The organism is Pseudoalteromonas sp. UBA6610, from assembly GCF_002433295.1.
Lineage (GTDB): Bacteria > Pseudomonadota > Gammaproteobacteria > Enterobacterales > Alteromonadaceae > Pseudoalteromonas > Pseudoalteromonas atlantica.
On the sequence record NZ_DJHW01000001.1, the window covers coordinates 55,801 to 80,909 of the forward strand.

Genomic DNA, 25,109 nt, shown 5'->3' on the forward strand with positions numbered 1-25,109 from the left:
AAATTTATAATGGCATTTGTATTTTTATTAATGAGGCAACACCTATGAGCAACCAAGATCTTTACAGTAATAACCCACTGCAAGGCGTAAAATTAGAGCAAGTGGTTGAAGAACTGGTTGAGCAATATGGGTGGGAGCTACTACACGCTTATTTGCAATTAAACTGTTTTAAAAACAACCCAGATGTAAAATCGGCGGTTAAGTTTTTACGTAAAACACAATGGGCACAAGAAAAGGTAGATAACTTTTACCTATACCGCCTTAAAAACTTACCTAAACCCGACGATGTGCAATACGAATTACCGCCACGAGATAGAGTTATTCCTGCTGATCATAAACCGGGGGAGCCGTGCGAATTAAGTTTTAGTGATGCAAAGCGAATTATGGAAAAAAAGGCCACTAAACAACGCGCCAGGGCACGAAAACAACGCTCAAATGCAACTAACCCGTGGGGTAACTAAGTTAACCTCAACTCTGGATAATAAATCTATCTCTAGCAGCTATTTTCAGCGCTAACAGCGTTGAATTTACTTGCAATAGGCTAGCTATTGACGCGTAAATTCGCCTTGTTTTCACCGAAAACCGCTGGCTAGAGAATTAAGCTTAAAGATCATCATGATAAATTATGTTGGTCTATCTCTTAACCAGAGTTCAGGTTAAGTTATATTTTTAAAGCCAATGTATATTGGCTTTTTTTAGCCCTGCAATTTTAGGACTTAGTAACCTCGTTTACGCCAAAAATCATTAACAGAGCCTTGCTCTTCAAGTGCAACGTTAAATGTTTTATCGGCAATAATTTTATTATTAAGGGTGAGTGTCATTCGCCAATCACCTAATTTATTTTCAATAGGCTCCCACAGCGTATCACCTAAATAAAACTGCCAGTCGTTCTCTTTAATGTATTCAACGCCTTCAAAGGGCGGCATTATTTCGCCATTACTGTCTGGTATATCGGGGTGATAAATACAAAAGTGAAGTTTTTCGCCTTTTGCTTTTTTAATATTAATTATTAAACCAAATTCAACATCAAGCTTGGCAATTACATTGGTAGTAAATTGCTCAATTTGTGGCAATGCTTTACTTTTGCTATCCCATGTAGAATAAATCCCACAACTTTGAATCGACACCTCAGGTTTTGATTTTGCCATTACACCATTCTTTACTTTAGGCTGTTAATGCACTGATTTTATAATACATGCAGCTTAAGTAAAATCACCTGATTAACAAACATACTCAATGTTGATTTATTTTTGCACATTGCTTGCACATTTAAGATCAAAAATAGCGTCAATTAGTACTTAATTGGCTGTGTATGATGAATCACACTCTATGTAATAAAGTTAAACTATTAAAAATTTCGTTATTAAGCGCAGCAATTTCTTCTCTTGTTGCATGTGGCAGTGATGAGCAAAACCTAACAACCGCCACTGATGAAAGTACAAGTTCAAGCAGTGAAAGTACAACAGCAACAAGTGGCTCCAGCTCAACCGAGCAAGTGCTATGTGAATACAGTTACAATGAATACAACGACTCAACATCAGTGCAAACCACCAGTTCTGCTGATTGGGCATGTACAGGTACAACACGCGATGTAGTTGCTAATGGCATTCCCGATCATGATGTGGGCACCTTTCCTAACCCCGATAATCCAAACACCATTTCTGAGCAAACAGTGAGTGAGAGCTTTACGTTAACGCCTATACAAAGCGATACGGCAACCTTAATGGGCGGCCCTCGAGGCGTGTTAGGCATAGTACTAAATGGCGTTAAAATTGATGCCGGTACCGGCGGCAGTTGTGATGACTCTGGCGATAATTGCTCGCTTGGCGATAACAGTGGCAACTGGAGTATTGAAGCACTAAGCCAAGATACCTTTAGTTTTGGAACAGACGATAACAACGCACACGTACAGCCCGATGGCACATATCATTATCATGGCATGCCTGAGGGATTTATCTCCCTTAGAGGCGGCAACAGCTCAACAATGACTCTAATTGCATGGGCGGCTGATGGGTTTCCTATTTATGCGCGCTATGGCTATAGCACCGCGGATGATGCAAGTTCGTCACTTAAAGTGATGACAGGTAGCTACCAACATGTTAGTACTGTGAGCGATAACCGCCCTTCTACCGATATTTATCCACTTGGGACTTTTGCACAAGATTGGGAGTATGTAGCTGGCTCTGGCGATTTAGATGAGTGTAACGGGCGCTTTGGTGTGACTCCTGAATTCCCACAAGGCATATACCATTACTATGCAACCGATACTTATCCGTTTTTTCAACGCTGTGTTAAAGGCGAACTATAAATTTACTTATAGGCAGAGTGAGTATGAAGAAAATACATAAAAAAGCACTGGTTGCACTTATTTTAGTGGCCAACATTGTTATAGCACCGGTTGTTTATGCACATTTAATGGTGGCTCAACACGGAACATTAAACGTGATAGATAACCATGCCTTTATTGTGCTCTCGCTGCCTATTTCTGCATTTAATAACCTTGATGATGATTTAAATAAAAAAGTATCTATGGATGAATTTAACGCCCATAAAAAGCAAATCAGCAAAACCATAATGCGAGGGGTTTATTTAAACGATCATCATTATAAGTTTTCCCTAGAGGGCTTATTACTAAACCCTGAAGTGTCGCATACTGATACTAATAACATTGAGTACATAACAATTACGGGCCGATATACAGTGCCCGATATAAGCGCACAGCTAAAATTAAACGTTAGGTTATTTAGTCAAAACTCTGATTTAAATAAGTACCACATTACCGCCACTAACAAACAGCAAAAAATGACTCATCAGTTTGCCTTAACACCGCGTACGCCTTTTAGCACAGTGTTTTAAACTAAAAATTAAGTAGCCAAGGGCAGACTTAATATTAAGCTGCCCTTTTTTAATTTATTGCGCTAATAATTTTGGATTTTTAGGAAAGAAATTCTCTGGTTGTTTTTCACAAAGCGAAAATTCGCGAGTGTTTTTATAAGGAAGCTTCATAAATCCTGCTACTCCCACATCAGTAATGTTAACTGCATACTGCATTAATTTATTAAGTAACCGTTTAAACTCTACTTCTTTGCTTTCATCGAGTAAGCGATAGTAATGGTGTATTTTCATTCTATCTGGCAGGGCTTCAAATATAATACAGCCAGTATGATGAATTTGGTTTAGCTCAAACACGCATCTAATCACTTTATTAGGAAGTTGCAGCTGCTCATCAGGATCTTTACCATCTTCAAAGTAAGAATGTGGACGTGCAATTTCGTTTGCCTTCATACTAACAACTTCATAATCAAGCTCAGGGAGGTTATCAAACTTAAACGCTCCGGTTCCATCTCGCTCTAACTGAATAGTTTTACGCGCATCAAATAAACAACACTTAAATAAACCTTTTTGACTTATTGCTTGTGCAAGCATCACGGTATTATTAATGGCATCGGTAAAGGCTGTTTTTAAACTTTCATCATGCATAATAAGCGATGACTCAACAAACAACGACTCATCTTTCCAATGAAAGCTCAATCCACCCACTACCGGGTATTTAGCTAGGCGGCTGATAGAGGCCAAAAAGGCTTTTTCGGTATCGCCGGTATCAAACAAAAACTCTTTATAGTAGCGATCTAATTGAGCATCGTTTACATCAAGCAATTGTTGATTATGATCGGCTTGTCGTAAAAACTGTTTTCGCGAGCTATATACTACGGTGTCGGGCTTATCGCCTTTACCAAACCAATACGGAATAGCAGGACGAGGCTCCGCTTTTTTAAGCTCAGGTAAATACGCCTTAGCCATTTTGGTAATGTTACGCATAAAGTAATCGCCTGCGCCATCTCGTATGGTTTTATTTTTAGACAGCATGCCATCAATTACATTGGCAAGCTCTTTGGGTAAGCCAAGCGAGCTTGCAGGAATGGCTTGCGCGCCAAAACGACACGACTGTGCGGAGGCAAGTGCATATAAAGTAGAAGCCACGCCTTGTTCATCAAATCGTGGCGATGACTGCTCACCCGACATTTGCGCATCACCTATAAAATACACATCGCCCATTCTGGCATTAGTAGTGCTTAAATCTCCCGACATTAAATCCATAAAATTACTGGCTATAGGCTCACCCTTACTATCAACCTGTGCGTAAACAGAGCTTCCCCAATCAACTAAAGACAGCGCATCGCTTTGCTCATCCCATACCAAGTTAGAAGGTTTAATATCGCCATGTACTATAGGTTGAGGGGTTAAACCATTTTTATGATTACGCAAATCTATTAATACATTACGCAGCCGCACCGCTAATTGCATAATATGGGCGGCACTAAAACGCCCTTTTTTTAGCGATACTTTTTCAAGGTCTTCTCCAATGGCGCGGGCCATCATTAAAATACCTTGCTTTTTTATACGCTCAAAAGCATAAAAGGTGGGCACTAGGGGGTTATTAATTTGCGAGAGCATATACGCTTCGTCTTCTAGGCGGTCGCGTACGCTTTGGGCAAGCGTAATACGCGAGAACTTAAACACCCAAGGTAAGGCGTTTTCGTCATTGCCAGCAAACACAAACCCAAACGCGCCTGAGCCAATCATCTCTACATTTTTATACCCAAGCGCACTCAGTTGTTTAATACAAATATTAAGCCATTGACGGTGTTTTTTGGCATCTCTATGCGACAGCAAATAAACAGATTGCTCTTCGTTAATATAAAAATTGCGAATTTCTTTGGCTTTCAATACAGGCTCTTTGTTTTATAGGTTAAATAGTGAGTTAGCCAGATGATTATTAGTGTTATATAGGCAGATTACAATACTCACCAGGTAGTTTTTACTCATACCTAAAAAGCTAACTAGCTAAGTGCTAAACATGCACTATTACACCTTGATAACAAATGTTGCATCCAATCGATTAGCTAAGCCGTATTTAAACTATCTGCTTATTTTATTAGATAGTAAATACATAGGGATTTTAGCGATGAAGAGATTAGCTTTACTTACACTGAGCACGTTATATAGCATTAGCAGCTACGCGAATATAGAGACCCTTACTGTTTATGGGCATAGAGATGGTTTAATTGGCGAGTCTATCAGTGCCTCAAGCGGTATTATTGGTCAAGGAGAAATACAGCAGCGTCCCATGCTCAGAAGCGCCGAAATGTTAGAGCTTATTCCAGGTATGGCGGTTACACAACACAGTGGCTCAGGTAAGGCTAATCAATACTTTATTAGAGGCTTTAATTTAGATCATGGCACCGACTTTGCCACCAGCATTGAGGGCATGCCCATAAATATGCGAAGCCATGGACACGGGCAAGGTTATACCGATCTTAATTTTATTATTCCAGAAGCTATTTCAACTATAAATTACCAAAAAGGATCATACAGCGCTACACAAGGCGACTTTTCAAGTGCGGGGAGTGCGCAATTTAATTTAGCTAATAACTTAAAGCACAAGCAAATAGAGCTAAGCATTGGTGAAGATAACTATAAACGTGCAGTTGTGCTTAGTGCGGTTGATGTATCTAATGCCAAGTTAATAGCAGCAGCTGAGTGGCAAGGCTACGATGGCCCGTGGGATGATATAAACGAAAACGTAAATAAAAAAAATGCCCTACTTCGTTATGTTGGCAAAGCTTTAAATGGAGATTTATCTATTACAGCAATGGCCTACGACAACACATGGCAATCAGCCGATCAAATTCCACAGCGCGCAGTGTCACAAAATATAACGTCACCATTAGGGTCGCTTGATACCAGCCTTGGGGGGAGTTCGAGTCGCTATAGCCTATCAAGTGCTTGGCAAGGCAAGCATATACAAACCAGTCTTTATGCCATAAATTACGATTTAACGCTGTTTTCTAACTTTAGCTATTTTTTAAACGACCCTATAAATGGCGATCAATTTAATCAACAAGACAGCCGCACTATTTATGGTGGTGAGCTAAGTTATCAATTTGACTCCCTTACTGCTGGTTTAAATATGCAGCACACAGCAGGGCTTGAGGTTCGCCATGACGATATAGACAAGGTAGGACTTTATAACACTAAAGCGCGAGAAAGACTCAATACAATAAGACAAGATGCAATAAAACAAACAAGCTATTCGAGTTATTGGCAAACAAAAATACTTTTCACACCTAAATTAGAGGCCACTGCAGGCGTGCGGTACGACTATTTTGATACCGATGTAAGCAGTATTACACGGGTAAACTCGGGAAAAGCAAACAATGACTTAGTAAGCTTTAAAGGCAGTTTAAATTATAAACTTACCGATTTGCTAGTCGCTTATGCAAACTGGGGGCAGTCTTTTCATTCAAACGATGCCCGCGGCACTACCATTAATATTGACCCTGTTAGCCAACAAAATGCCGAAAAAGTAGATTTACTGGTAAAAAGTGAAGGTGCTGAACTAGGCCTGCGTTTTGCCGATGATCAAAACGTTAATTTATCCGCCGCTTTATGGTGGCTTACACTCGACTCAGAGCTTTTATTTGTAGGTGATGCGGGTAATACAGAGCCCAGTGATGCATCAAAACGTTATGGTCTAGAGCTAAGTGCGTATTATTGGATTAATGAACGCTTTAGCCTAGACATGGAAGCCTCGTTTACTCATTCAAGATTAAATATAAACTCTGACAAAAACTATATAGAAGGCGCAGTACCTGTTGTTGCAAGTGCAGGTTTAAATTGGCATATAAGTCAAATGTGGCAATCATCATTTAGAGTACGCCACATAGGTAAACGTACGCTTTCTGACTCTGGTGATATTCGATCTGAACCATTAACGGTAGTTAATAGTGCTATTAGCTATAAACAAACTCACTGGAAAGTCGATTTTGAACTACTGAATTTATTTGATAGTACCGATCACGATATAGATTACTACTACGCTTCGCGCTTACCTGGCGAGCCTGCACAAGGTGTAGAAGACAATCACTTTCATCCTATTGAGCCTCGCACAGCCCGCTTATCAATTAGCTTATTGTTTTAATCGAGTAAAGTACTGTATATAAAAACAGTGCACATATAAAAGCGCACCTTAATACATTTTTTAAGGTGCATTTCGCTGAGATGGCGCTGTTTTAAAACTTTTTAACATAGCGTGGGGATCTACGTTTTTACTATGTTGGCTGCTCGCCTGTGCCCACCACTTCAGTTGGCTAAAAGTACGCGAATAATAATTAAACCACGATTTTTCTTCTTCGCCCTCTTGCATTGAACCATCGCTATTTAGCACCTCTTGCGCCTTTGGTACATGAACCATTGCAGAGACTGGCAAACACCCAAGTTCTGATAAAAAGGTACGTAAACTAATTGCCGCACGTAACCCTCCCCATTGCCCTGCCGAATAGGTGACAATAGCGCTTGGCTTATACGAGAACAAAGAACTGCCAAAATGGTTTAGCAAATCAGCTAATGCCGGGCTCATACTATGATTGTACTCTGGGCTTACCATTATATAGCCATCTGCTTGGGTAATTTTATCTGCTAAGGCTGTTAAATGTGCTGGAGCTTGGCTTTTTGCATAGGCAAAATGAGGTTTAAATACATCCTCTGAAGGAAAGTCGAGCGCGTCTATAAGCTCAAACTCGTGCTCGCTGTAGCGCTGGTTTAAACATTTGAGGCATGACTCAGCTACTCGCTCTCCTAATCGTGCTGGCTTAGGGGGTGTGCTATCTCTAACGGTGCCTAAAAAAACTAAAAATTTCATAAAAGCCTCTTTAATTGAGTGTTGTACCCACTATACCTTAAACCTAAAACATATTAAAAATGCGAGGCTTTTATTTGTTTGCACAATTTTTAGCACTCTAAACAAAAATTAATAAGGGTGGCACCCATCACTTACGCTTTAACGCTAACGCCAAGCCTACCCTCAATTAAATTGATAACTAACACCAAACCCTGCCCAAAATAAGGAGCGTAAATGTTCATCACCGCTATAGTGTGCAGCATCTTTGTTTATTGCAACGCTGTAACTGGCATAGCCAGATAGCATGACATTATTTAATAGTTGATAAGATAAATTAGCAGCAAGTTTTACGTTATTAAGGCCATTGTGGCCATCGCTTACATAACCACTATTAAAACCCGCCGCAGTTTGCAGCTCCAATCGCATTAAATCACTAAATGCATACTCTTTTGTAATTCCCACCTCTATAAAAGAGCCGCTTAGCGATAACGAGTGGTAGATACTCGCTATTGCATGTATATCCCAATCATATGCATAGCTTATATCGAGGCTAAGCTCATTATCATGGGAATTTACTCCTTCCTCGCGTGCTTTTATATGGTTGTAACCTGCATATAAAGTTAGGTGCTCTGCAAGCTCAGTTGAATAAATAGCATTTAAATTTAGCTCATCGTAGTCATTATCAGTGCCTGTTGCTAACCAAGGGATAAACGTAAAGTCATTGTAATTTATTTCGCCCGCAATAGAGGCTAAAGCGCTACCGGGCAAGTTATCGCGCCCTTCTGTCACATAATGGCTTTCCCATAAAGGATGAATATGAATATTAAATTTTTTATTTGCGTGATCAGGGTGTGCAACGCTTTTTATATTCCCGCCTACACCTACCTCAAGCTCTTGTAGCGACTCATTCGCAGCGCTTTTACTCGTACCTAAAGCCAGCGACATAATGCAGATTATGTGAGAGATTTTTAAATTAGTTTTCATTAAAAGGTCCAAAACCAAAAAGTTGCGCATAATAGTGCTATATAACGAAGCTCAGCAATAAAAAGATGCCTTTTTAAACAATTTATTTAAAAAATTGCCCACATCATTAAAAAACTAAGTAACTTGCTCATTTTACAATCTATAAGGTAGGATAAAAATGAGAAACCAACAACGCACATGGCTGATTTATAAATATAACTCGCGCATATTGTGCATTTAACAAGCAGGTAATCGTTTGGCTCTTTAAATCTATATATAAGTTGGTATCCTACGCGGCTTTTTGATAGTCATATTAAAATAATTACCCAGAGTGTAAGGTTAATTAGCCAAGGTGGGGCTCTCGCTGCATGGCACGTAAAGTGGCAGCAATCTAGGTTCAACGTAATAAAACGTTGTTCTAAATTTAAAAGCAAATATTAAGGTAACAGTATGCGATTTGGCCCAGGATTACTTGTAACAGCCGCATTTATTGGCCCCGGAACAATCACAACGGCAAGTGTTGCCGGTGCAAACTTTGGGTTTGCATTAATTTGGACATTACTATTTTCGGTTATTGCCACTATTTTGTTGCAGTCTATGGCTGCTCGATTAGGAGTAGCAACAGGGCAAGATTTAGCACAAGCGTTACGTGCACACATTAAAACCCCTTATCTTAAAGCGCTTGCTAGTTTTTTAGTAATAAGTGCAATTGGTGTGGGTAGCGCTGCATATGAAGCAGGAAACCTCAGTGGTGCAAGTATGGGGCTAGTTGGTATTTTCCCAGGGGTAAGTGCACAAATATGGACGCCGTTAATTGCTGTATGTAGCGCTATTCTTTTATACAGTGGTAAGCACAAAGTGGTAGAAAATGCATTAATACTGCTGGTGATCCTTATGAGCCTTGTATTTATATCTACCCTAATTATGGCTGCGCCACCAATGGCTAAAGTCCTCGCTGGGTTTATACCTACAATGCCAAGTGGCTCAATTACAACGGTATTGGCCCTCATTGGCACAACCATTGTACCGTATAACTTATTTTTGCACTCTGGTGTTTTAGCAGCGCAAGATCATTCTAAAAGTGATAAAGACACTGTTATTAAACAAACTAACTTAGATACAGGTTTATCAATTACGCTCGGTGGGGTGATCACCCTTGCCATTTTATCAACCGCGTCTGTTGCCTTTTATGGCACCGATGCCGGTAAAATTAGTGCAGCAAATATGGCCGTGCAACTTGAGCCATTACTTGGCGAAGCAGCGCATTACTTTTTTGCTATTGGCTTATTTGCCGCAGGATTAACAAGCGCAATAACAGCCCCATTAGCAGGCGCGTATGCGGTATGTGGCATGCTTGGTTGGTCAAGCGAAATGAGTAACACCCGTTTTAAAACAGTCGCCATTACTATTTTAGCTTTCGGTGCATTTGTGGCCTCACTGGGGCTTGACCCTGTTGCGGTAATTATATTTGCACAAGCTGCGAATGGATTACTACTGCCCATAATTACCGCGTATTTGGTGTGGTTAGTGAATCAAAAATCAGTCATGGGAAAATACACCAACTCAACACTTTTAAATGTAGTTATATTACCCGTGCTACTACTCATTTTTTCGTTAAGTTGTTACAAGCTATCAGGGTTAATTTTTTAAAACCAATTAACGTTTAACCATGGGCATGCCCATGGTTGAACATACAACCTGTGCTGCCTTGGCTGCTTTCAACTTGAATGGTGGCGTGTTCAATGTCAAAGTGGTCATGTAAATGGTGCTGTACTTCAATTAAAAAGTCGTTATTTAATGCGTTGTTGTCAGTTACTAAGTGAACAATAAGCGCAGACTCTGTGGTACTTAGTGGCCACACATGTAACCCATGCACACCTGTTACATGCTCAATGCTTAAAAAATACTGCTTTAGTTTTTCTATACTAATATTTTTGGGTACGGCGTCTGTGGCGTAATTGAGCGAGTCTTTAAATAATCCCCATGTGCCAATAAACACAATCACGACAATACTCAAACTTACAACAGGGTCTACCCACTGCCAGTTTTTAAATAAAATAACAATGCCGGCAATTACCACACCTAAAGACACCGCAGCATCGGCCGCCATATGTAAAAAAGCACCTCGAATATTTAAATCGTGCTTTTGACCTTGCACAAACAACAACGCAGTTAATGTGTTAATTACTACACCAATAAGCGAAACCACTATAACCGTCATGCCTGTAACCGGCTGAGGGTTTTCAAAACGTTCTATGGCATGCCAGGCTATGCTAGCAAGGGCAGCCATAAGTAAAACAGAGCTCATTAATGACGCTAACACCGTTGATTTTTTATAGCCAAAGGTGCGCTTGTCGGTAGCGGCTTTACTTGCCAAAACATTTGCCCCCCACGCAAGTAATAAACTAACCACGTCGCTTAGGTTATGCCCTGCGTCGGCTAAAAGCGCGAGGGAGTTGGCAAAAAAACCGTACCCTGCTTCTATCACGACAAATATAAGATTGAGTAAAACGCCTATAGCAAACGCGCGATTATAGTGACTAATATGATGGCTGTGATCGTGACTCATGTTGCTCCTTACATAGTAAATAACTTGATTAACCTGAGCTGTGAAAAATCTATTTTTAGCGCTCGCTGTGTTTAATTTATACAGTTAATGAGGTATGTGTTCGGAAAAGTTTAAGCGTACCTAATAAATAAAACAGCCCATAAATACTGCATACAATTGAGCTTACAATCCAAAATACAATGGAGTTGTGATGAATTAACTGACTGGTTGTTACAAAAGGAGCTATTAACCCTGCTATCCCCCTTAGTAAATAAACACCTGTTATTAATACCAAAGCCGTTTTTAAAAAAGGCAGCTTTAAAATAACACCTGCGCCAGAGAGCGCATACATGCCCCATATAGCAAGTATGGCTGATATAATTAAAGTAACAAAGGTAGGATACGTACTTCCCTGCTCAGCCAACTGCGCCATGTGCTCACCAGCACCAAAAAAGCGATACCAATCAGGGCCGCCAAAAATACAGGCAATATGTAAAAGTGACGCTATAAAACTTAAAACCCCCGCTATAACCAATAGCTTATTAAACTTCATATACTTATAAACCTAAGTTATTGGCTTATGTAAGCAACAAAACCAATTAACGCTGCGTAAAAGCTAAAGCCAAGTAAACATATTAGGTAAACGTTTTTAGCTTTATTTGCCTTAAAGCTCACATAATCTTTAATGTCAGCTTTAAACTTACCAAAGGTGAAAACGTTTAAAATTGCACAGCCGGTAGAGTACAAAATAAACCCTAAAATGGTTTCTATCATTAGCCACATAACAATATCTAAAGCAATGCTCATAACACTCATCCATTAAGTAATGTAAAAACAGCGTATCAAATCTATAGTTGATTATCAGCGTATTTATAGCGTTAAGGTGTAACAATAAATTTCGTAAGCCCTATTAATTGCCCAGACTCAGTTACCACTTTTACTTGCCACTTACCTTTAGCATCATGCGGAAAATTTACTTTATGAGTCCATGCTCTGTAGCCTTGTTTTCGCCCGCCATTAATATTGAGCGTAATTCTGTCGACCTCTTTTTTATTGTGTATCCATACATGAAATATTTTTTCGTTTAGGCCTCTTGGCGCTTTTACTGCGGTCCATGTGTATAACCCTTCATGATGAAGTGTATATAAATCAAGAGTATCAATGCTACCTAGTGGTTTTTTATGCTCAACATCTACTTTGTGTGCCAAGGTAATATCGGTTAAACGCAGGGCTGCTGGCGGAACAAAGCTGCGAAGCTGCCAAACCCCGGCGCTTATTACGCATAAAATTAAAACTAAAATAGGAAAACGCCACCAGCGCGCATCAGGCATTAAGTTTGTTAAGCTAGGTAAAGTAATAAGTACTGAGGTTACAAGCGCAATTGCTAAGCTTTGGCTCGTAGTTAGGTTTAATAAAATAGGTAACGTAACAAGCAAAACCACAAATAATGCAAAGTTATGAAATACTGTAAACAGCGTGCGGTTTTTAGCTAACTTTTTATAGTAAAATGGATCTATTACCGATATGAAGGCACATATAATTATCAGCGATGTAAAGAGTGCTTGTGGGTGATCCCACTGAGTAACCGCTAAAAAAAACGGTAACGCAAAAAATAGGCTTTCTTGTTGCACCATTTGCAGTGCAAAGCGCATTACATTAGGAGATACGGCTACCCCAAAGCGCTCTTGTACTTTATCGCGTAGCCAGTTGTCGATGATCAACCAAAACCAGCTCACCAGTAAAACAATGGCAATAACCTGCGAGAGCGACTCTTTTCTATCAACCATTACATAGCTTGCAACACCTGAGCAAAACGCCAATACAGCCAATAGCCCTGGTCGCTTTTGCATTGCCACTATAAATTGAGTAATGAGATTTTTTAGTTTGTTCATTTATTTTAGTGTCCGTACATAATATACTTTATTATTATCAAGTTAGTTAAGTCAGTGTAACTAAGCTTAGATGAACAACACATAGATGCCTGCAGGTATTATTGTTAGTTGTTGCATTAAAAACCACTCCCTTTTAATCGCTATTTTAATAAATAAGTGCCTATAACTCGCCGTAAAATTACAGTAATTTTTAAAACTGTAACTTTAAGCGTTAATTAAAATAAGGGTTACAGCCGTGCCTGAATTTTATTAATGCGCAACGTGAAATTATCACAACAAACACATCTAGACGTCTAAACACCTATAAATTATACGCTGCACTATTTTTTTACATGCCTAAACACAGGTATATGTTCTCTCAGTAACACATTTAATTTATATAAATGAATCAAACTCATGTTTTATGTGAAATTAAACCGTTTTTATTAAAGCACCAATCAACGTATAAATTATCCATCGGCCAGCGCTTATAAGCATTAAGCCTGTTTATTACAAAACCACCCTTTGAGCACGCTAAAGGCTCAGGTTTTAAATATACAATATGGATAGAGTCACCATGAGTAAAAACATTACATTTAATATTAAAAGTCAGCGCCTTGATGAAAACTACCAACCCGCTGAAAACACCCGTATTACCACTAATTTTGCAAACTTAGCACGAGGCGAACACCGCCAACAAAACTTAAGAAAAGCGCTAAATATGATCAACAACCGCTTTAACACCCTTGCTAATTGGGATAACCCAACCTCTGAGCGCTACAGTGTAGAGCTTGAGATTATTTCTGTAGATATTGGTTTAGATGAAAACAGCCAAAGCTTTCCTTCTATAGAAATATTAAAAACGAATATTATTGATACCAAAACAAACAAGCGCATAGAAGGTATTGTTGGTAATAACTTTTCATCGTACGTTCGCGACTACGACTTTAGCGTGTTACTTCAGCAACATAATAAAAATAAACCACAATTTAGTATTCCCGATAATTTTGGTGAGCTGCATGGTAAATTATTTCAATCGTTTGTACGCTCAAACACCTATAAGCAACACTTTAAAAAGCCACCGGTAATATGCCTCAGTGTGTCAGATAACAAAACATATCATCGCACTGCCAACGAGCACCCTATTTTAGGTATTGAATACCAACCAAACGAACCTTCGTTAACAGAGCAATACTTTAAAAAAATGGGCCTACAGGTGCGTTACTTTATGCCTGCAAATAGTGCCGCACCTTTTGCCTTGTTTTTCTTTGGTGACTTACTAAACGATTACACCAACCTTGAGCTAATAAGCACCATTAGCACAATGGAAACCTTTCAAAAAATTTATCGCCCAGAAATTTATAACGCCAATGCCAAAGCGGGTAACGCCTTTAAGCCTAATTTAAAAAATGCCGACCACTCACTCACGCAAATTATTTACGACAGAGATGAGCGCAGTAAATTAGCCGCAGAACAAGGCAAGTTTGCTGAAGAGCATTTTATAAAACCGTATAAATCAGTGCTTGAGCAATTTACAACAGCAAACGTTTAACCTTATTTTAATAAAGGGTCACTCTTATTATGAAAACATTATTACCTACATCTACAGCAGGCAGTTTACCAAAGCCCTTATGGCTTGCAGAGCCAGAAACCCTTTGGTCGCCGTGGAAGCTTCAAAACAACGAACTCATTGAAGGCAAAAACGACGCACTGCGCATTGCACTTCACTCACAACAACTCGCTGGTATTGACATAGTGAGCGATGGCGAGCAAACACGCCAACATTTTGTAACTACATTTATAGAGCATCTAAACGGTGTTGATTTTGAAAAACGAAAAACGGTAAAAATACGCGACCGTTACGATGCAAGTGTACCAAGCGTAGTGGGCCCTGTTAGCCGCCAAAAACCTGTGTTTGTAGAAGACGCTAAGTTTTTGCGCTCGCAAACTAACCAACCTATAAAGTGGGCACTACCCGGCCCAATGACCATGATAGATACACTTTATGACGACCACTACAAAAGCCGCGAAAAACTAGCCTGGGAATTTGCCAAAATACTCAACCAAGAGGCCAAAGAACTAGAAGCCGCAGGCGTTGATATTATCCAATTTGATGAGCCCGCGTTTAATGTATTTTTTGATGAAGTAAACGATTGGGGCATTGCCTGTTTAGAGCGCGCAATTGAAGGGTTAAAATGCGAAACTGCTGTGCATATTTGTTATGGCTACGGCATTAAAGCCAACACCGATTGGAAAAAAACACTTGGCAATGAATGGCGTCAGTACGAAGAAGCTTTTCCTAAATTACAGCAATCAAATATTGATATTATCTCACTTGAGTGTCACAACTCACACGTACCTATGAACTTACTTGAACTGATCAGAGGTAAAAAAGTAATGGTAGGCGCTATTGATGTAGCCACCAATGAAATAGAAACACCCGAAGAAGTAGCTACTACTTTACGCAAAGCCCTACAGTTTGTAGATGCCGACAAACTCTACCCCTGCACAAACTGCGGCATGGCCCCGCTTTCGCGCGAAGTTGCGAACGCTAAGCTTAATGCATTGAGTAAAGGTGCTGAAATAGTAAGAAAAGAGCTATTAGCGCAGTAAAGCTTTATCTTAAAGTGACTATCATTAAATTGGCCCTTTAGTATATTTTTACTAATGGGCCATTAAATATAAAAAATCGAGAAAAAAATCGCTTAACCTATAAATATACAAATTAAGACAACACTTTCTTAACCTTTTTCTTAATCTTTTTTATAAGTTCAGGTTTTTGTTCAGAAATTAATTTACTTGATAAGTTAAACTCTGAGCAAAAACGTTCTTCCCATTCTTTGTTTAGCTTATTACTTTGTTTACTCGTAACTTGTTCAGTAGGAATATCTTCAACATTTACGGAAACCCCCATAAATTTAGCGATATCAGAAATAGTCTTATCCAAATTATTTTTGACATTATCAAAATTCATTTCCATATAATTACAGTCACTCGCCGCGAGAGAATATCGCCAAGACGAGTTATTTTTAATAATACTTTTAAGACTTTTATCAATACTCAAGTAATCATATTCAGGGTTTTCGTTTACAGGCTCTTGCCCCGCAATCCATACCCCAGTTTGGCTTGCTATTGATAAAGACACAGCTTGATTAAGCACATTTTCTCTTGATAACAAAACATAATAAGCATCAGGAAAATAATTAACTAATTGTTCAAATCCACCAAATTCTTCAATGTGCTGATAATGTAACTTTATTCCAAATACCCCATTGGGTGATGTTCTGCGTTTTTGTATCTCATCTAAAACCTCATAAAAATCATCGGTTTTAAATTTTTCTTTCCATTTTTTTAAATTAGCAGGATTGGAATATTCTAGGGGAAAACCGAACGCATGCGTATTATGTAAAGCATGACCAAGCATATGACTACCACAACGTTCAGTTGATGCGATAATAAGCACTTTTGTAGGTTTAGAAACTCGTGGGTAATCATGCTCTTCTAAAAACTGTTCCTCATATAAGTGCATAAACAGATCCTTGTTGTTTAGTGAAAATAATAATAAATCATTAAAAATATTACACCTATAGAATAGGCTTGTAAATATTGTATATTTTCATTAAGTAACATATATAGTGCAATAGATTGATAATAAAGGGATTAAAAAGTTTAAATATTGTACACACGTATTATTCTTCAGAATAATCTACATTGTATAATTTTGTTAAAAAAACGATAAATCCTATCGTATTGAAAATATATTAGATCCGTATTTTAAATAAACAGAGAATTTTAAATAACAATCCAATTTTCTAAAAACCTCTAGAGCCTTATAAGTTAAGGGTACAAATAGCAAAATCGATAACTGTTTTGTACTGACTAAAAAAAGGCGAGCTAATAAACCATGAGTCACTTGTTTAGCATTCCCAAACCTGAATTACACGCATAAAAAAAACTGCAAGATTGCAGTTTTAACATTTACTGAATGGTTTTTAATTTATGCGAGTAGTTTTCGCAGTTGCTAATATTTGAAAGCCGTTTGCGCTTTAAATTTTCTCAGTCACTTACTTGTGAAGTGAGATTGCCTAATGCACCATGAAAGAATCGACCTGTGCAGTTATCTTCTTTACAAGCTCTGCGACCAATGTCTTCATTAATGGTTTCGGATAATTCACGCATAAACCAGCGCACTTATTTTAAAAATAAGTGCGCTGGTTAAGTTAATTATTTTAGGATTTAAGTAACGCGCAAAAGTCATCCCACGGTAATGGCCGCGATAAATAGTAGCCTTGTGCCCAATCACAACCAAGTTCTTTGAGGTAAGTCATTTGTGCTTCGGTTTCAACACCTTCAGCAATCACTCTAAGATCGTAAAGCTTGGCCAAACTTTGGATGATCATCACCATTTTGTTACGTGCCTCGCGCTCTGAAAAAAGATCATTTACAAATGAGCGATCTATTTTTAAGCAATGAGCTGGGTAATGTATTAATTGATTAAATGCCGTGTAACCTGTACCAAAATCATCTAATGCTAAGGATACGCCAAGTTCATTTAGCGTATTGAGCGTTTTTAGGCAGGTAACATCACCAGCAACAAATGCCGTCTCTGTAACTTCTAGCTCAACACAGTTAGGTTTAATTTGGTGATGTTCTAATAAATTTTTTACCTGTTCAGAAAATAGCTCGTTGTGTAGCTCAACACCCGAAATATTAATACAAATTTTGCCACTAAAACTGTGTTCTTTTTGTAAAACGCCTTGTGCTTCTAAAGCGTTGTCTATAACCCATAAATCAATATCTTTTATAAGGCCTGTTGCCTCAGCCACAGGGATGAATTGATCAGGCCCATAACCTTTCAATGCGGGGCTGTGACACCTAAGCAGCACTTCAACGGCTACAATAGAGCTATCTTTACAAGCAAAAATAGGCATATAAACTAAACTAAAATGCGCTTCATTTAAAGCAAGTCTAAGCCCTTTTTCAATGAGTTGGCGTTCACGAAGCTTGTCAGCAATGTCTTGGGTAAAAAATTTAAAGCAATTACGTCCATTATTTTTAGCGTCATACATTGCTGCATCAGCATGATGGAGTAAATTTTTGGAGTCAGCAGAATCATCGGGGTAAACAGCAATACCAATACTTGCGTATATCATGTGATCTACATCATCAACACTAAATCCCCCTTTAAAAATATTTAAAATTCTTGCGGCCACAGTACTTGCATCAAGGGGGTCTTTAATATTAGGTAACAGTACAACAAACTCATCGCCAGCAAGCCTTGCTAAACTTTCTGTTTGTGGCTTATATAGTTGATCATTTGGGCGTATAACATCTAAAAGCCGCTCACTAAATTTAAGTAAAACTCTGTCCCCAGCTTCATGGCCATGCTGATCATTAACCTGCTTAAAGTTATCCAAATCTATATAAAGCAAACCAATGCGCTGTTTATCTCGCTCAGCACGGTTTAGCATACGCTCAAGGTTAGTTTTAAAGCTCCATCGATTAGGTAACCCCGTAAGCTTATCGTAATAAGCCATTTGGCGAATATCATCTGCATGCAGTTGCATAATAGTTTCGTAGGCTTGCTCTTCTGAACGTAAAGCAGCTAAACAAATAGAATTTAAAGCCAGCATTGTAAGCATGAAGCGAACGGATTCGGTGAGTGAGTAACTAGTCATTAATAAAGCACTTAATGGCGTAAATAAAAGCAAAGCACTTGCAATACTAAAAATACTAAATACAAAAACAGCAGGCCAAAAGCGGTTTATAAAAAGATTTATAGCAACAATAGGATAAATCCACAGCATTCCGGTATTGTTCTCACCGCCAGTGATTAATAAGCTCATCGATAAAACAAACAAAATACCGCTAAGAATTTTTGCCGCTCGCTCAACATTACCACTTCGCTTTAAAAGATAAAGATTGATTAACCCCACAAGTGCATTAATTAATAATATGGTACCTAAAACATGCGAACCACTAACTAAGCTCAAACCTCCAAATGCAGTAAGAAAAAGCACACCTAAAAAGGTCAAAACATGGCAAAGTGTATAGCGCCTGCGTTGGCGCACCGCCAGCATTTCTTGCTGGCCAATTATATTTTCTGGTGTAGAAGACATGTGAATCAATTTTTCCTTAAAGCACTTACTAAAATCACTTCACGACATCTGTAGCTGTGATAATAAAAAAAACTTATTACTAAATGTTAAAAGAATAAACGAGATAGCTACTCTGTCAAATAAGTTATTGTTTTTTAACGTTGTTAATTATGGAATAATTTACATTAGTGACTTAATTTTGCTGATAATGGTTATAAATAAAGCTCACTTTGGCTAAATAATAAAGACTCTGCCTTTCTCTCGTATTTATATTTCAAGTATATAACCTTTAAAGCTGACCAACTAAGTAATAACGCTTAATAGAAACCAAACTTGAAACCCAGTTTTATTTACAAATAAAATGTACCAACAAATTTACCAATCAGATTAAGAACTTATCTTTTATTTCTGGGTCACTTTTCATTTCATCTAATAAATAAGTCATTAGCATTCTTAGATCTAAATTTCATACATGAAAATAACTGCAGGATTGCAGTTTTAACTTTTACTTAGTGGTTTTGATTTATGCGAGTAGCTTTTCGCAGTTGCTAATATTTGAACGCCGTTTGCGCTTCAAATTTTCACAGTAACGTGCTTGAGAAGCGGGTCTGCCTAATGCACCATGAAATACGCGTGTAAATTGGGTTGCAAGCTTGAACCAGTTTTCTGGTGATATATTAAGGCTTACTAGCAAAGGAAGGGTTATATTATCAATGTGCCCGCGTTTATCCTCTCGCATTATTAGCCCTGTTAGCTCAACGAGCTCTAGACTTGTTTTTTATACTAAATAAAAGCTACTATCTAATTGCGTGAAGTGCAAAATTTAATATGGGTGTCACGTTAATAATTCCTAGGTGCGTGCATTTTTAAACCACAACCCTAGGTGGTTTACCATGAAAGTCCAAGTACAATTTTTTGAGATTATCTGGCACGAGAGGCCAGCCACGTTTAATACCTTCTTTGGTTCCTTTCCAGAATAAGTGCTCTGTATAATATACATCTATGTACTCGAATTCCGCCTTGGTTGCAGTATCTAATTTCTCGCTCATGTACTGCAACTGTTCTAGTGCTTCTTCTAAATCGCCTTGGTTTAACAAAATAGTTGTCAAATTTGCGAACTCTTCCATTAGAAATGTGAGTGCCCAACTCTCATGTTTTTCCATAAGAGGACCAACATTAGGAAATTTAGTGCGGATCTCTTTTAAGAACTGTCTTATTTCTGATTTAGCCATTGATTTTCCAGAAGCACCTAACGCTTTGCTAAGCGGCAATAAAATAGCTGGCTAAAATTAGCGAGGAACGAGCAAAAGCCAGCTGTTTTTGTCCATTTAAGCAACTTTTTAGCAATTTTTACATCGTTCTCTGAAACTCTTTTGCATCCTCGCCAAAAGAGAGCATTTTCAATGCTACGGCTTCTTTATCTTTATATATAGCTTGCAACCGTGCTTCAGTAAACGCTTTAAAAATAATAGTTTCTTTATCAAGTAGCTCTATTTCAAAAGCTGGATCATCTAAATATTGATAAAAAAGTTTGCCATTTTCTTGAAAAACTTTGCGCTTACCATACGTACCTATAATTTGATTGAAATCACTCTGACTTGGCTGGTACGGGCTGGATTTTGCTTTAACCAATGGATAGACCCATTGATGCAAACTAAGGTTGCTACTATTACTTTTGATTAAGGAATTAAGCACCTCAGCATAAGCTACATTAAGTGCATTGTCGCTGTTCGTTTCTATATTTGGTTTTACACCTTTTCTTTCCCAATTATCTTTTGTTCGAGGGTCAACAGGTCGTGTAGATGGTAAAGTGAGAATATAATCGTTATTGACTATTTCTGCACTTCTACCATGAGCGGCACCAGCAGTTACCTCTCCAACAATGGTTGCTCTAGTCAAACTTTGCATAGCATAGCTAAAGCCTTCTGCAGCGGATGCAGAATTTCTGCTGGTGAGAATATAAAGCGGAGTATCTTTAAACCTAGGACCCGGAACATATGGAGACGTCCAATCTTGCGTTTGAGTTAACACACCGTTTTCACGTTGTTCAAAGGTTGATAAGTGGACGGTATCTAAGTCAAAAAAGTAACTTGCTAAGGAAGTTACCATAAATGGGCTACCACCAAAATTGTTCCTTAAATCAATAATGATACCATCGGCATACTGTAAAAATTTCATCCCATTTTCAAGCGTCTCACCACCTAAATGACTGTCAGAGAACATTCTTATATCGAGGTAACCAATGTTTCCATCAAGCATTTCAACTTTTTTAAAACCATAGTTATCTGTCGGAGTCTCCATGGCTCGACTATCCGAAAACGCTTTAGTTTGTGCTGATGAACGGTATGTTTTCAGTTCATTTACCCATTGTGGGTCATAAACGACAGAGAGGTGTTTATCATTAGCAATTTTGTTTAATTCTAAAGTCATAAAATCAGCTATATCTTCAGCTGATTCTAGGCGACTGCAATCAGAGAGAAATAGCTTGGAGCGCATTAACTTAGATAGCTTTGTTGCCGTATTTTGAATTACGTAGTTATCTTCAAGCTGCTTAGCAATAATTTCTGACACATCACGACAATCTGCCGCAGCAACTGAATTACATAAAACTAATGAGCCAATGGCGAGGGATTTTAGTATTTTATTATTCATATTCTTCCTGAAATTTTATTATTATTTTTTAATAACGTCCGAACACTCCAAAAGGGGTTAAAAAAATTTGCACATGCTAAATTAAATTGCTAACACTTTACATAATCGGTTTTGGCCGCTCTTGCCAAAATCCGGTTTATGTAAAGTGTTAGTTGCGATATCAACTACATAGCTCAAAAACTTCTCTTAATTTTGACCATCTTTCATCAGTTTCTACCTGCATTTCTATAGGAAATTTCGCAAACTTGGACAAAGCCGAGTTAATTCTTTCACCTACTGAGCTGATATCATTAGTATAAAAATGCCACTCTCTAGTACCATTAAAAGTGTAAGTAAAAACAAATATGGCGAGTCTATCGTCATCAAGAACTGGTACTATTGCGTCTTCAAATTGCCGCATTTCTTCAATCTGAGCGTCGGATGGTAAACCACTCGAATTAGACTGTTCAAAATCCCAAAAAATTGTGAGCTTTTTAGGGTAATTCGTATGACCTAATAAAAAGTGAAGGTCAGGACGGTATCGAATTAACCCAACCGTTCCATTAACTTTTTTATCTGCAATATTCCAAGACGCAATGTCGGCAGATTCAATATCCATATTCATTCCTTTTATCAACTAGCTTTTAAATAAGGGGCGCAGACATGTGGGCTATAATGCGAAGCAGCCCACGTGTAGCGTCCCAGCAAACGAAGTGAGTGACTTAATTTTTTTGTTATGTGTAAACATTCAAAACAACCTTGCCATTACTAATACTGACATTACCAAAGCATGCCGAGATGAAAAAACCTGACTCTGTTATAATGAAGCTATCTATGTAGCCATAGTCAATCGAACCGTCAATGTCGGTTGTCGGTTCGATTGCCGATTGCCGATTGCCCATTAACACAAGATATTGATGAAAAGTTAGAAAAGGTTAAAACGGCTTTCTTGTAACAAGTGTATTCATTTGGTTTGGGTTCAACATAATGAACTGATGAAGGCCAAATACTTGCTTCAAGTTGTATGGAAAACTGATTTTCTGAAACTTCCCATCCCAATACGAAAGAATCTTGAAGATCAATTCCATCCATAGAATCCAAAATTTTCTCCTTGCACATAACAATTTAATAGTGCGCTCATCGCGCATATTTATGCCAACGATACGCTCATGTATTTTATAAATCATTTTCACCAAATAACTTAACACATTGCTATATATAATTTTTTACTAGCACTCAAACTCTCAATAAAAGACAAAATGCGCTCGTCGCTCATTTTCTTGAATATTGGAGTAGCACAACTACACTGTGTGTAAATACAGTGCTATTATTGGTGATAATATGAAAACACGTTCTCCATTTTTAAATTATATAGCCGATTATATGCTGGTACGTCAGTATTCATTTCGCACCGTAGATACGTACCTAAGATGGATTGCATCTTATATCCATTTTCATAATAAACACCACCCCGCCTCAATGGGAGACAATGAAGTCGAGCGCTACTTAGAGCATTTAGTGTTAAAGCAAAACGTTGCACCACGTACGCAAGCCACTGACTCAATTCATTGTCATTTTTATACAAACATATAATAAATAAAGAACTTTCATTATATTCAAACTTTGCCCGTAGTAAAAAACAAGCAAAGCTCCCTGTCGTGATAACCCCAGAGGAAGTTAAAATGTTGATGGCTGCGATTAAATAAGCGCTATTATTTAATCGCAGCCCTTATGTATGGAAGTGGTTTGAGTAATTGAAGCGGTGCAATTAAGGGTGAAAGATATTGATTTTGATTATAAATGTATTCAAGTATGGAATGGCAAAGGAAATAAACATCGTATTGTAACGCTCGCTACAGAGCTGTTCCCTATGCTGAAAACTCAAACTTTGAACGTTGATGACTACCTAAAGCTTGATTTAAATAACACTAAATATGCCGGCGCGTGGATGCCATATGCCTTAACAAAAAAATATCCTTCAGCCGCAAAAACACTAGCATGTCAGTATTTATTTCCTTCTCATATATTAAGTTCAGACTCTCAAAGTGGTGAAATAAGGCGACATCATTTTCATCACTCTTGTATTCGAAAAGTGGTTAAAAAAGCCGTCAAAAATCAGGGTTAACAAAATAATAACACCTCATACATTGAGGCACTCTTTTGCTACTCATCTACTGCAAAATGGCGCCGATATACGCTCAGTACAAACACAACTAGGTCACAACGATGTGCGTACAACTCAAATAATACCCGCTGTATTGAATTAGTGAGCAATTATAGCGGCAGATAAATAGCTCAGTAACAAGGCAAAAACTTAGTTATATAGTTTATCTACAAGAGAAGTTTTTAACGCAGTTAATGAGTTATTTAGAGCGCTAAAATGATCAACGTTTTAATACAGCGGGTATCCTACTCATGTAGTACAACAAAGTGCCAACGGGGTTATGAGCCCTTTTTCAAGATTATCAATCTCCCCGATTTAAAACAAAAAAGCACAGCCTACAAGGGCCATGCTTTTTAAATTCAAGCGTAAAAACTTAATTTACAAACGAATCCCGCCGTCTATTTCTACCACGCGACCTGTAAAAAAGTCGTTTTCGATTATGTATTGTGCGGTATGGGCAATTTCGTCGCTTTCGCCTAAGCGCCCTACTGGTGTTACTGCAAGCATACGCTGTTTGGCTTCGGGTTTCATGGCGTCGGTCATGGCGGTGCTTATTACACCTGGAGCAATAGCGCCTACACGTATACCAAATCGACCTAGTTCTTTAGCCCATGTGGTGGTAAGTGCCACTACGCCTGCTTTTGATGCCGCGTAGTTTGTTTGGCCTATGTTACCTGCGCGCGCTACGCTCGACATATTCACTATTACGCCGCCTTTGCCTGATTCAATCATGTGGCTTGCAGCTTCACGCCCTGCTAAAAACACGCCCGTGAGATTTACATCAATCACTGATTGAAATTGCTCAAGGGACATTTTTTTAACCACTTTGCCGTCTTTAGCTTTTATAAACATGCCGTCGCGTAAAATACCGGCGTTGTTTATAAGCACATCAATGTGGCCAAAATCGCTATTAATGGTATTAAATACGTTTTCTACTTCGCTCTCAACAGTTACGTTTGCGGCGTAGCCTTTAATAGTGCCAGATACACCTTCCAGCTGTGTTAGTTTCTCGCACGCTGTGTTTAATAACTCTTGCGCCATATCTATAAGTGCGATGTTAGCGCCCATAAGGGCAAATTTTTGCGCCATTGCAAAGCCTAAGCCTTGTGCGCCACCGGTTATTACTACCGTGTTATTTTTAATTTCCACGCCT

The 25,109-nt window shown here is 38.4% G+C and carries 24 protein-coding genes and 2 pseudogenes; 9 read left to right on the forward strand and 17 right to left on the reverse strand.

What is annotated here, in order from left to right; all coding sequences use genetic code 11:
* Positions 1-44: 44 nt before the first annotated feature.
* Positions 45-461 carry a VF530 family DNA-binding protein gene (locus B4F91_RS00260; protein WP_004586518.1) on the forward strand — a complete coding sequence of 139 codons (417 nt, stop codon included), beginning with the start codon at positions 45-47 and terminating at the stop codon, positions 459-461.
* Positions 462-716: 255 nt separating this feature from the next.
* Here B4F91_RS00260 and B4F91_RS00265 read toward each other — a convergent pair whose 3' ends face one another.
* Positions 717-1,148 (reverse strand): DUF3859 domain-containing protein, encoded by a 432-nt coding sequence (locus B4F91_RS00265; protein WP_004586517.1) that lies wholly within the window; start codon positions 1,146-1,148, stop codon positions 717-719.
* 164 nt (positions 1,149-1,312) lie between these two features.
* On the opposite strand from B4F91_RS00265, the gene B4F91_RS00270 reads away from it, so the two are divergent.
* Both B4F91_RS00270 and B4F91_RS00275 read left to right on the forward strand, forming a co-directional pair.
* Positions 1,313-2,308 (forward strand): YHYH protein, encoded by a 996-nt coding sequence (locus B4F91_RS00270; protein WP_414704593.1) that lies wholly within the window; start codon positions 1,313-1,315, stop codon positions 2,306-2,308.
* Positions 2,309-2,331: 23 nt separating this feature from the next.
* Entirely contained in the window at positions 2,332-2,856 is a 525-nt protein-coding gene (locus tag B4F91_RS00275) for a hypothetical protein (protein WP_286938758.1), read from the forward strand.
* Positions 2,857-2,910: 54 nt separating this feature from the next.
* Here B4F91_RS00275 and B4F91_RS00280 read toward each other — a convergent pair whose 3' ends face one another.
* Positions 2,911-4,728, reverse strand: coding sequence for a protein kinase domain-containing protein (locus B4F91_RS00280; RefSeq protein WP_286938756.1), 1,818 nt, complete (start codon positions 4,726-4,728; stop codon positions 2,911-2,913).
* 238 nt (positions 4,729-4,966) lie between these two features.
* On the opposite strand from B4F91_RS00280, the gene B4F91_RS00285 reads away from it, so the two are divergent.
* A complete protein-coding gene (locus tag B4F91_RS00285) occupies positions 4,967-6,982 on the forward strand; it encodes a TonB-dependent receptor (protein ID WP_288635312.1) in 2,016 nt (671 codons plus the stop codon).
* Positions 6,983-7,042: 60 nt separating this feature from the next.
* Here the strand turns inward: B4F91_RS00285 and B4F91_RS00290 are convergent, their stop codons facing one another.
* Both B4F91_RS00290 and B4F91_RS00295 read right to left on the reverse strand, forming a co-directional pair.
* Positions 7,043-7,702, reverse strand: a complete 660-nt coding sequence (locus B4F91_RS00290; RefSeq protein ID WP_286936777.1) for an NADPH-dependent FMN reductase — start codon at positions 7,700-7,702, stop codon at positions 7,043-7,045.
* A gap of 162 nt (positions 7,703-7,864) precedes the next feature.
* Positions 7,865-8,665 carry a hypothetical protein gene (locus B4F91_RS00295; RefSeq protein WP_288635313.1) on the reverse strand — a complete coding sequence of 267 codons (801 nt, stop codon included), beginning with the start codon at positions 8,663-8,665 and terminating at the stop codon, positions 7,865-7,867.
* A gap of 429 nt (positions 8,666-9,094) precedes the next feature.
* On the opposite strand from B4F91_RS00295, the gene B4F91_RS00300 reads away from it, so the two are divergent.
* A complete protein-coding gene (locus B4F91_RS00300) occupies positions 9,095-10,294 on the forward strand; it encodes an Nramp family divalent metal transporter (protein WP_024032231.1) in 1,200 nt (399 codons plus the stop codon).
* A 13-nt stretch (positions 10,295-10,307) separates the two neighbouring features.
* On the opposite strand, the gene B4F91_RS00305 is transcribed toward B4F91_RS00300, so the two are convergent.
* From B4F91_RS00305 to B4F91_RS00320, 4 genes are all read right to left on the reverse strand, one after another.
* Positions 10,308-11,213, reverse strand: coding sequence for a cation diffusion facilitator family transporter (locus B4F91_RS00305; RefSeq protein WP_121637463.1), 906 nt, complete (start codon positions 11,211-11,213; stop codon positions 10,308-10,310).
* 76 nt (positions 11,214-11,289) lie between these two features.
* A complete protein-coding gene (locus B4F91_RS00310) occupies positions 11,290-11,745 on the reverse strand; it encodes a hypothetical protein (RefSeq protein ID WP_248442389.1) in 456 nt (151 codons plus the stop codon).
* Between the two features lie 17 nt (positions 11,746-11,762).
* On the reverse strand, positions 11,763-11,999 hold the full coding sequence (locus B4F91_RS00315) for a hypothetical protein (protein WP_029772273.1): 237 nt from the start codon (positions 11,997-11,999) through the stop codon (positions 11,763-11,765).
* Between the two features lie 71 nt (positions 12,000-12,070).
* Positions 12,071-13,084: a DUF5924 family protein gene (locus B4F91_RS00320; RefSeq protein ID WP_248442390.1), complete on the reverse strand. Its 1,014-nt coding sequence runs from the start codon at positions 13,082-13,084 to the stop codon at positions 12,071-12,073.
* A gap of 556 nt (positions 13,085-13,640) precedes the next feature.
* Here B4F91_RS00320 and B4F91_RS00325 point away from each other — a divergent pair.
* Both B4F91_RS00325 and B4F91_RS00330 read left to right on the forward strand, forming a co-directional pair.
* Positions 13,641-14,615, forward strand: a complete 975-nt coding sequence (locus B4F91_RS00325; protein ID WP_286936779.1) for a DUF1852 domain-containing protein — start codon at positions 13,641-13,643, stop codon at positions 14,613-14,615.
* A 29-nt stretch (positions 14,616-14,644) separates the two neighbouring features.
* Entirely contained in the window at positions 14,645-15,676 is a 1,032-nt protein-coding gene (locus tag B4F91_RS00330) for a methionine synthase (protein ID WP_286936781.1), read from the forward strand.
* 112 nt (positions 15,677-15,788) lie between these two features.
* On the opposite strand, the gene B4F91_RS00335 is transcribed toward B4F91_RS00330, so the two are convergent.
* From B4F91_RS00335 to B4F91_RS00370, 8 genes and pseudogenes are all read right to left on the reverse strand, one after another.
* Positions 15,789-16,592 (reverse strand): Stf0 family sulfotransferase, encoded by an 804-nt coding sequence (locus tag B4F91_RS00335; RefSeq protein WP_286936784.1) that lies wholly within the window; start codon positions 16,590-16,592, stop codon positions 15,789-15,791.
* 527 nt (positions 16,593-17,119) lie between these two features.
* Positions 17,120-17,242: a hypothetical protein gene (locus B4F91_RS00340; protein WP_257125064.1), complete on the reverse strand. Its 123-nt coding sequence runs from the start codon at positions 17,240-17,242 to the stop codon at positions 17,120-17,122.
* A gap of 50 nt (positions 17,243-17,292) precedes the next feature.
* Positions 17,293-19,182 (reverse strand): putative bifunctional diguanylate cyclase/phosphodiesterase, encoded by a 1,890-nt coding sequence (locus B4F91_RS00345; protein ID WP_286936787.1) that lies wholly within the window; start codon positions 19,180-19,182, stop codon positions 17,293-17,295.
* A 502-nt stretch (positions 19,183-19,684) separates the two neighbouring features.
* A pseudogene (locus B4F91_RS00350) lies at positions 19,685-19,939 on the reverse strand (transposase); the annotation flags it as partial.
* Between the two features lie 88 nt (positions 19,940-20,027).
* Positions 20,028-20,393, reverse strand: coding sequence for a DUF7674 family protein (locus B4F91_RS00355; RefSeq protein WP_286936789.1), 366 nt, complete (start codon positions 20,391-20,393; stop codon positions 20,028-20,030).
* Between the two features lie 118 nt (positions 20,394-20,511).
* Positions 20,512-21,813: a S41 family peptidase gene (locus B4F91_RS00360; protein ID WP_286936790.1), complete on the reverse strand. Its 1,302-nt coding sequence runs from the start codon at positions 21,811-21,813 to the stop codon at positions 20,512-20,514.
* A 160-nt stretch (positions 21,814-21,973) separates the two neighbouring features.
* Positions 21,974-22,411, reverse strand: a complete 438-nt coding sequence (locus tag B4F91_RS00365; RefSeq protein ID WP_157742999.1) for a DUF695 domain-containing protein — start codon at positions 22,409-22,411, stop codon at positions 21,974-21,976.
* A gap of 239 nt (positions 22,412-22,650) precedes the next feature.
* Complete coding sequence (locus tag B4F91_RS00370) at positions 22,651-22,893, reverse strand: hypothetical protein (protein WP_286936792.1); 243 nt, start codon at positions 22,891-22,893, stop codon at positions 22,651-22,653.
* Positions 22,894-23,133: 240 nt separating this feature from the next.
* On the opposite strand from B4F91_RS00370, the gene B4F91_RS19425 reads away from it, so the two are divergent.
* Entirely contained in the window at positions 23,134-23,385 is a 252-nt protein-coding gene (locus B4F91_RS19425; RefSeq protein ID WP_414704594.1) for a site-specific integrase, read from the forward strand.
* A gap of 181 nt (positions 23,386-23,566) precedes the next feature.
* Positions 23,567-24,059 (forward strand): annotated as a pseudogene (locus tag B4F91_RS19430) (tyrosine-type recombinase/integrase).
* A 275-nt stretch (positions 24,060-24,334) separates the two neighbouring features.
* Here B4F91_RS19430 and B4F91_RS00380 read toward each other — a convergent pair.
* A complete protein-coding gene (locus B4F91_RS00380; protein ID WP_286936794.1) occupies positions 24,335-25,105 on the reverse strand; it encodes an SDR family oxidoreductase in 771 nt (256 codons plus the stop codon).
* Positions 25,106-25,109: the final 4 nt, after the last annotated feature.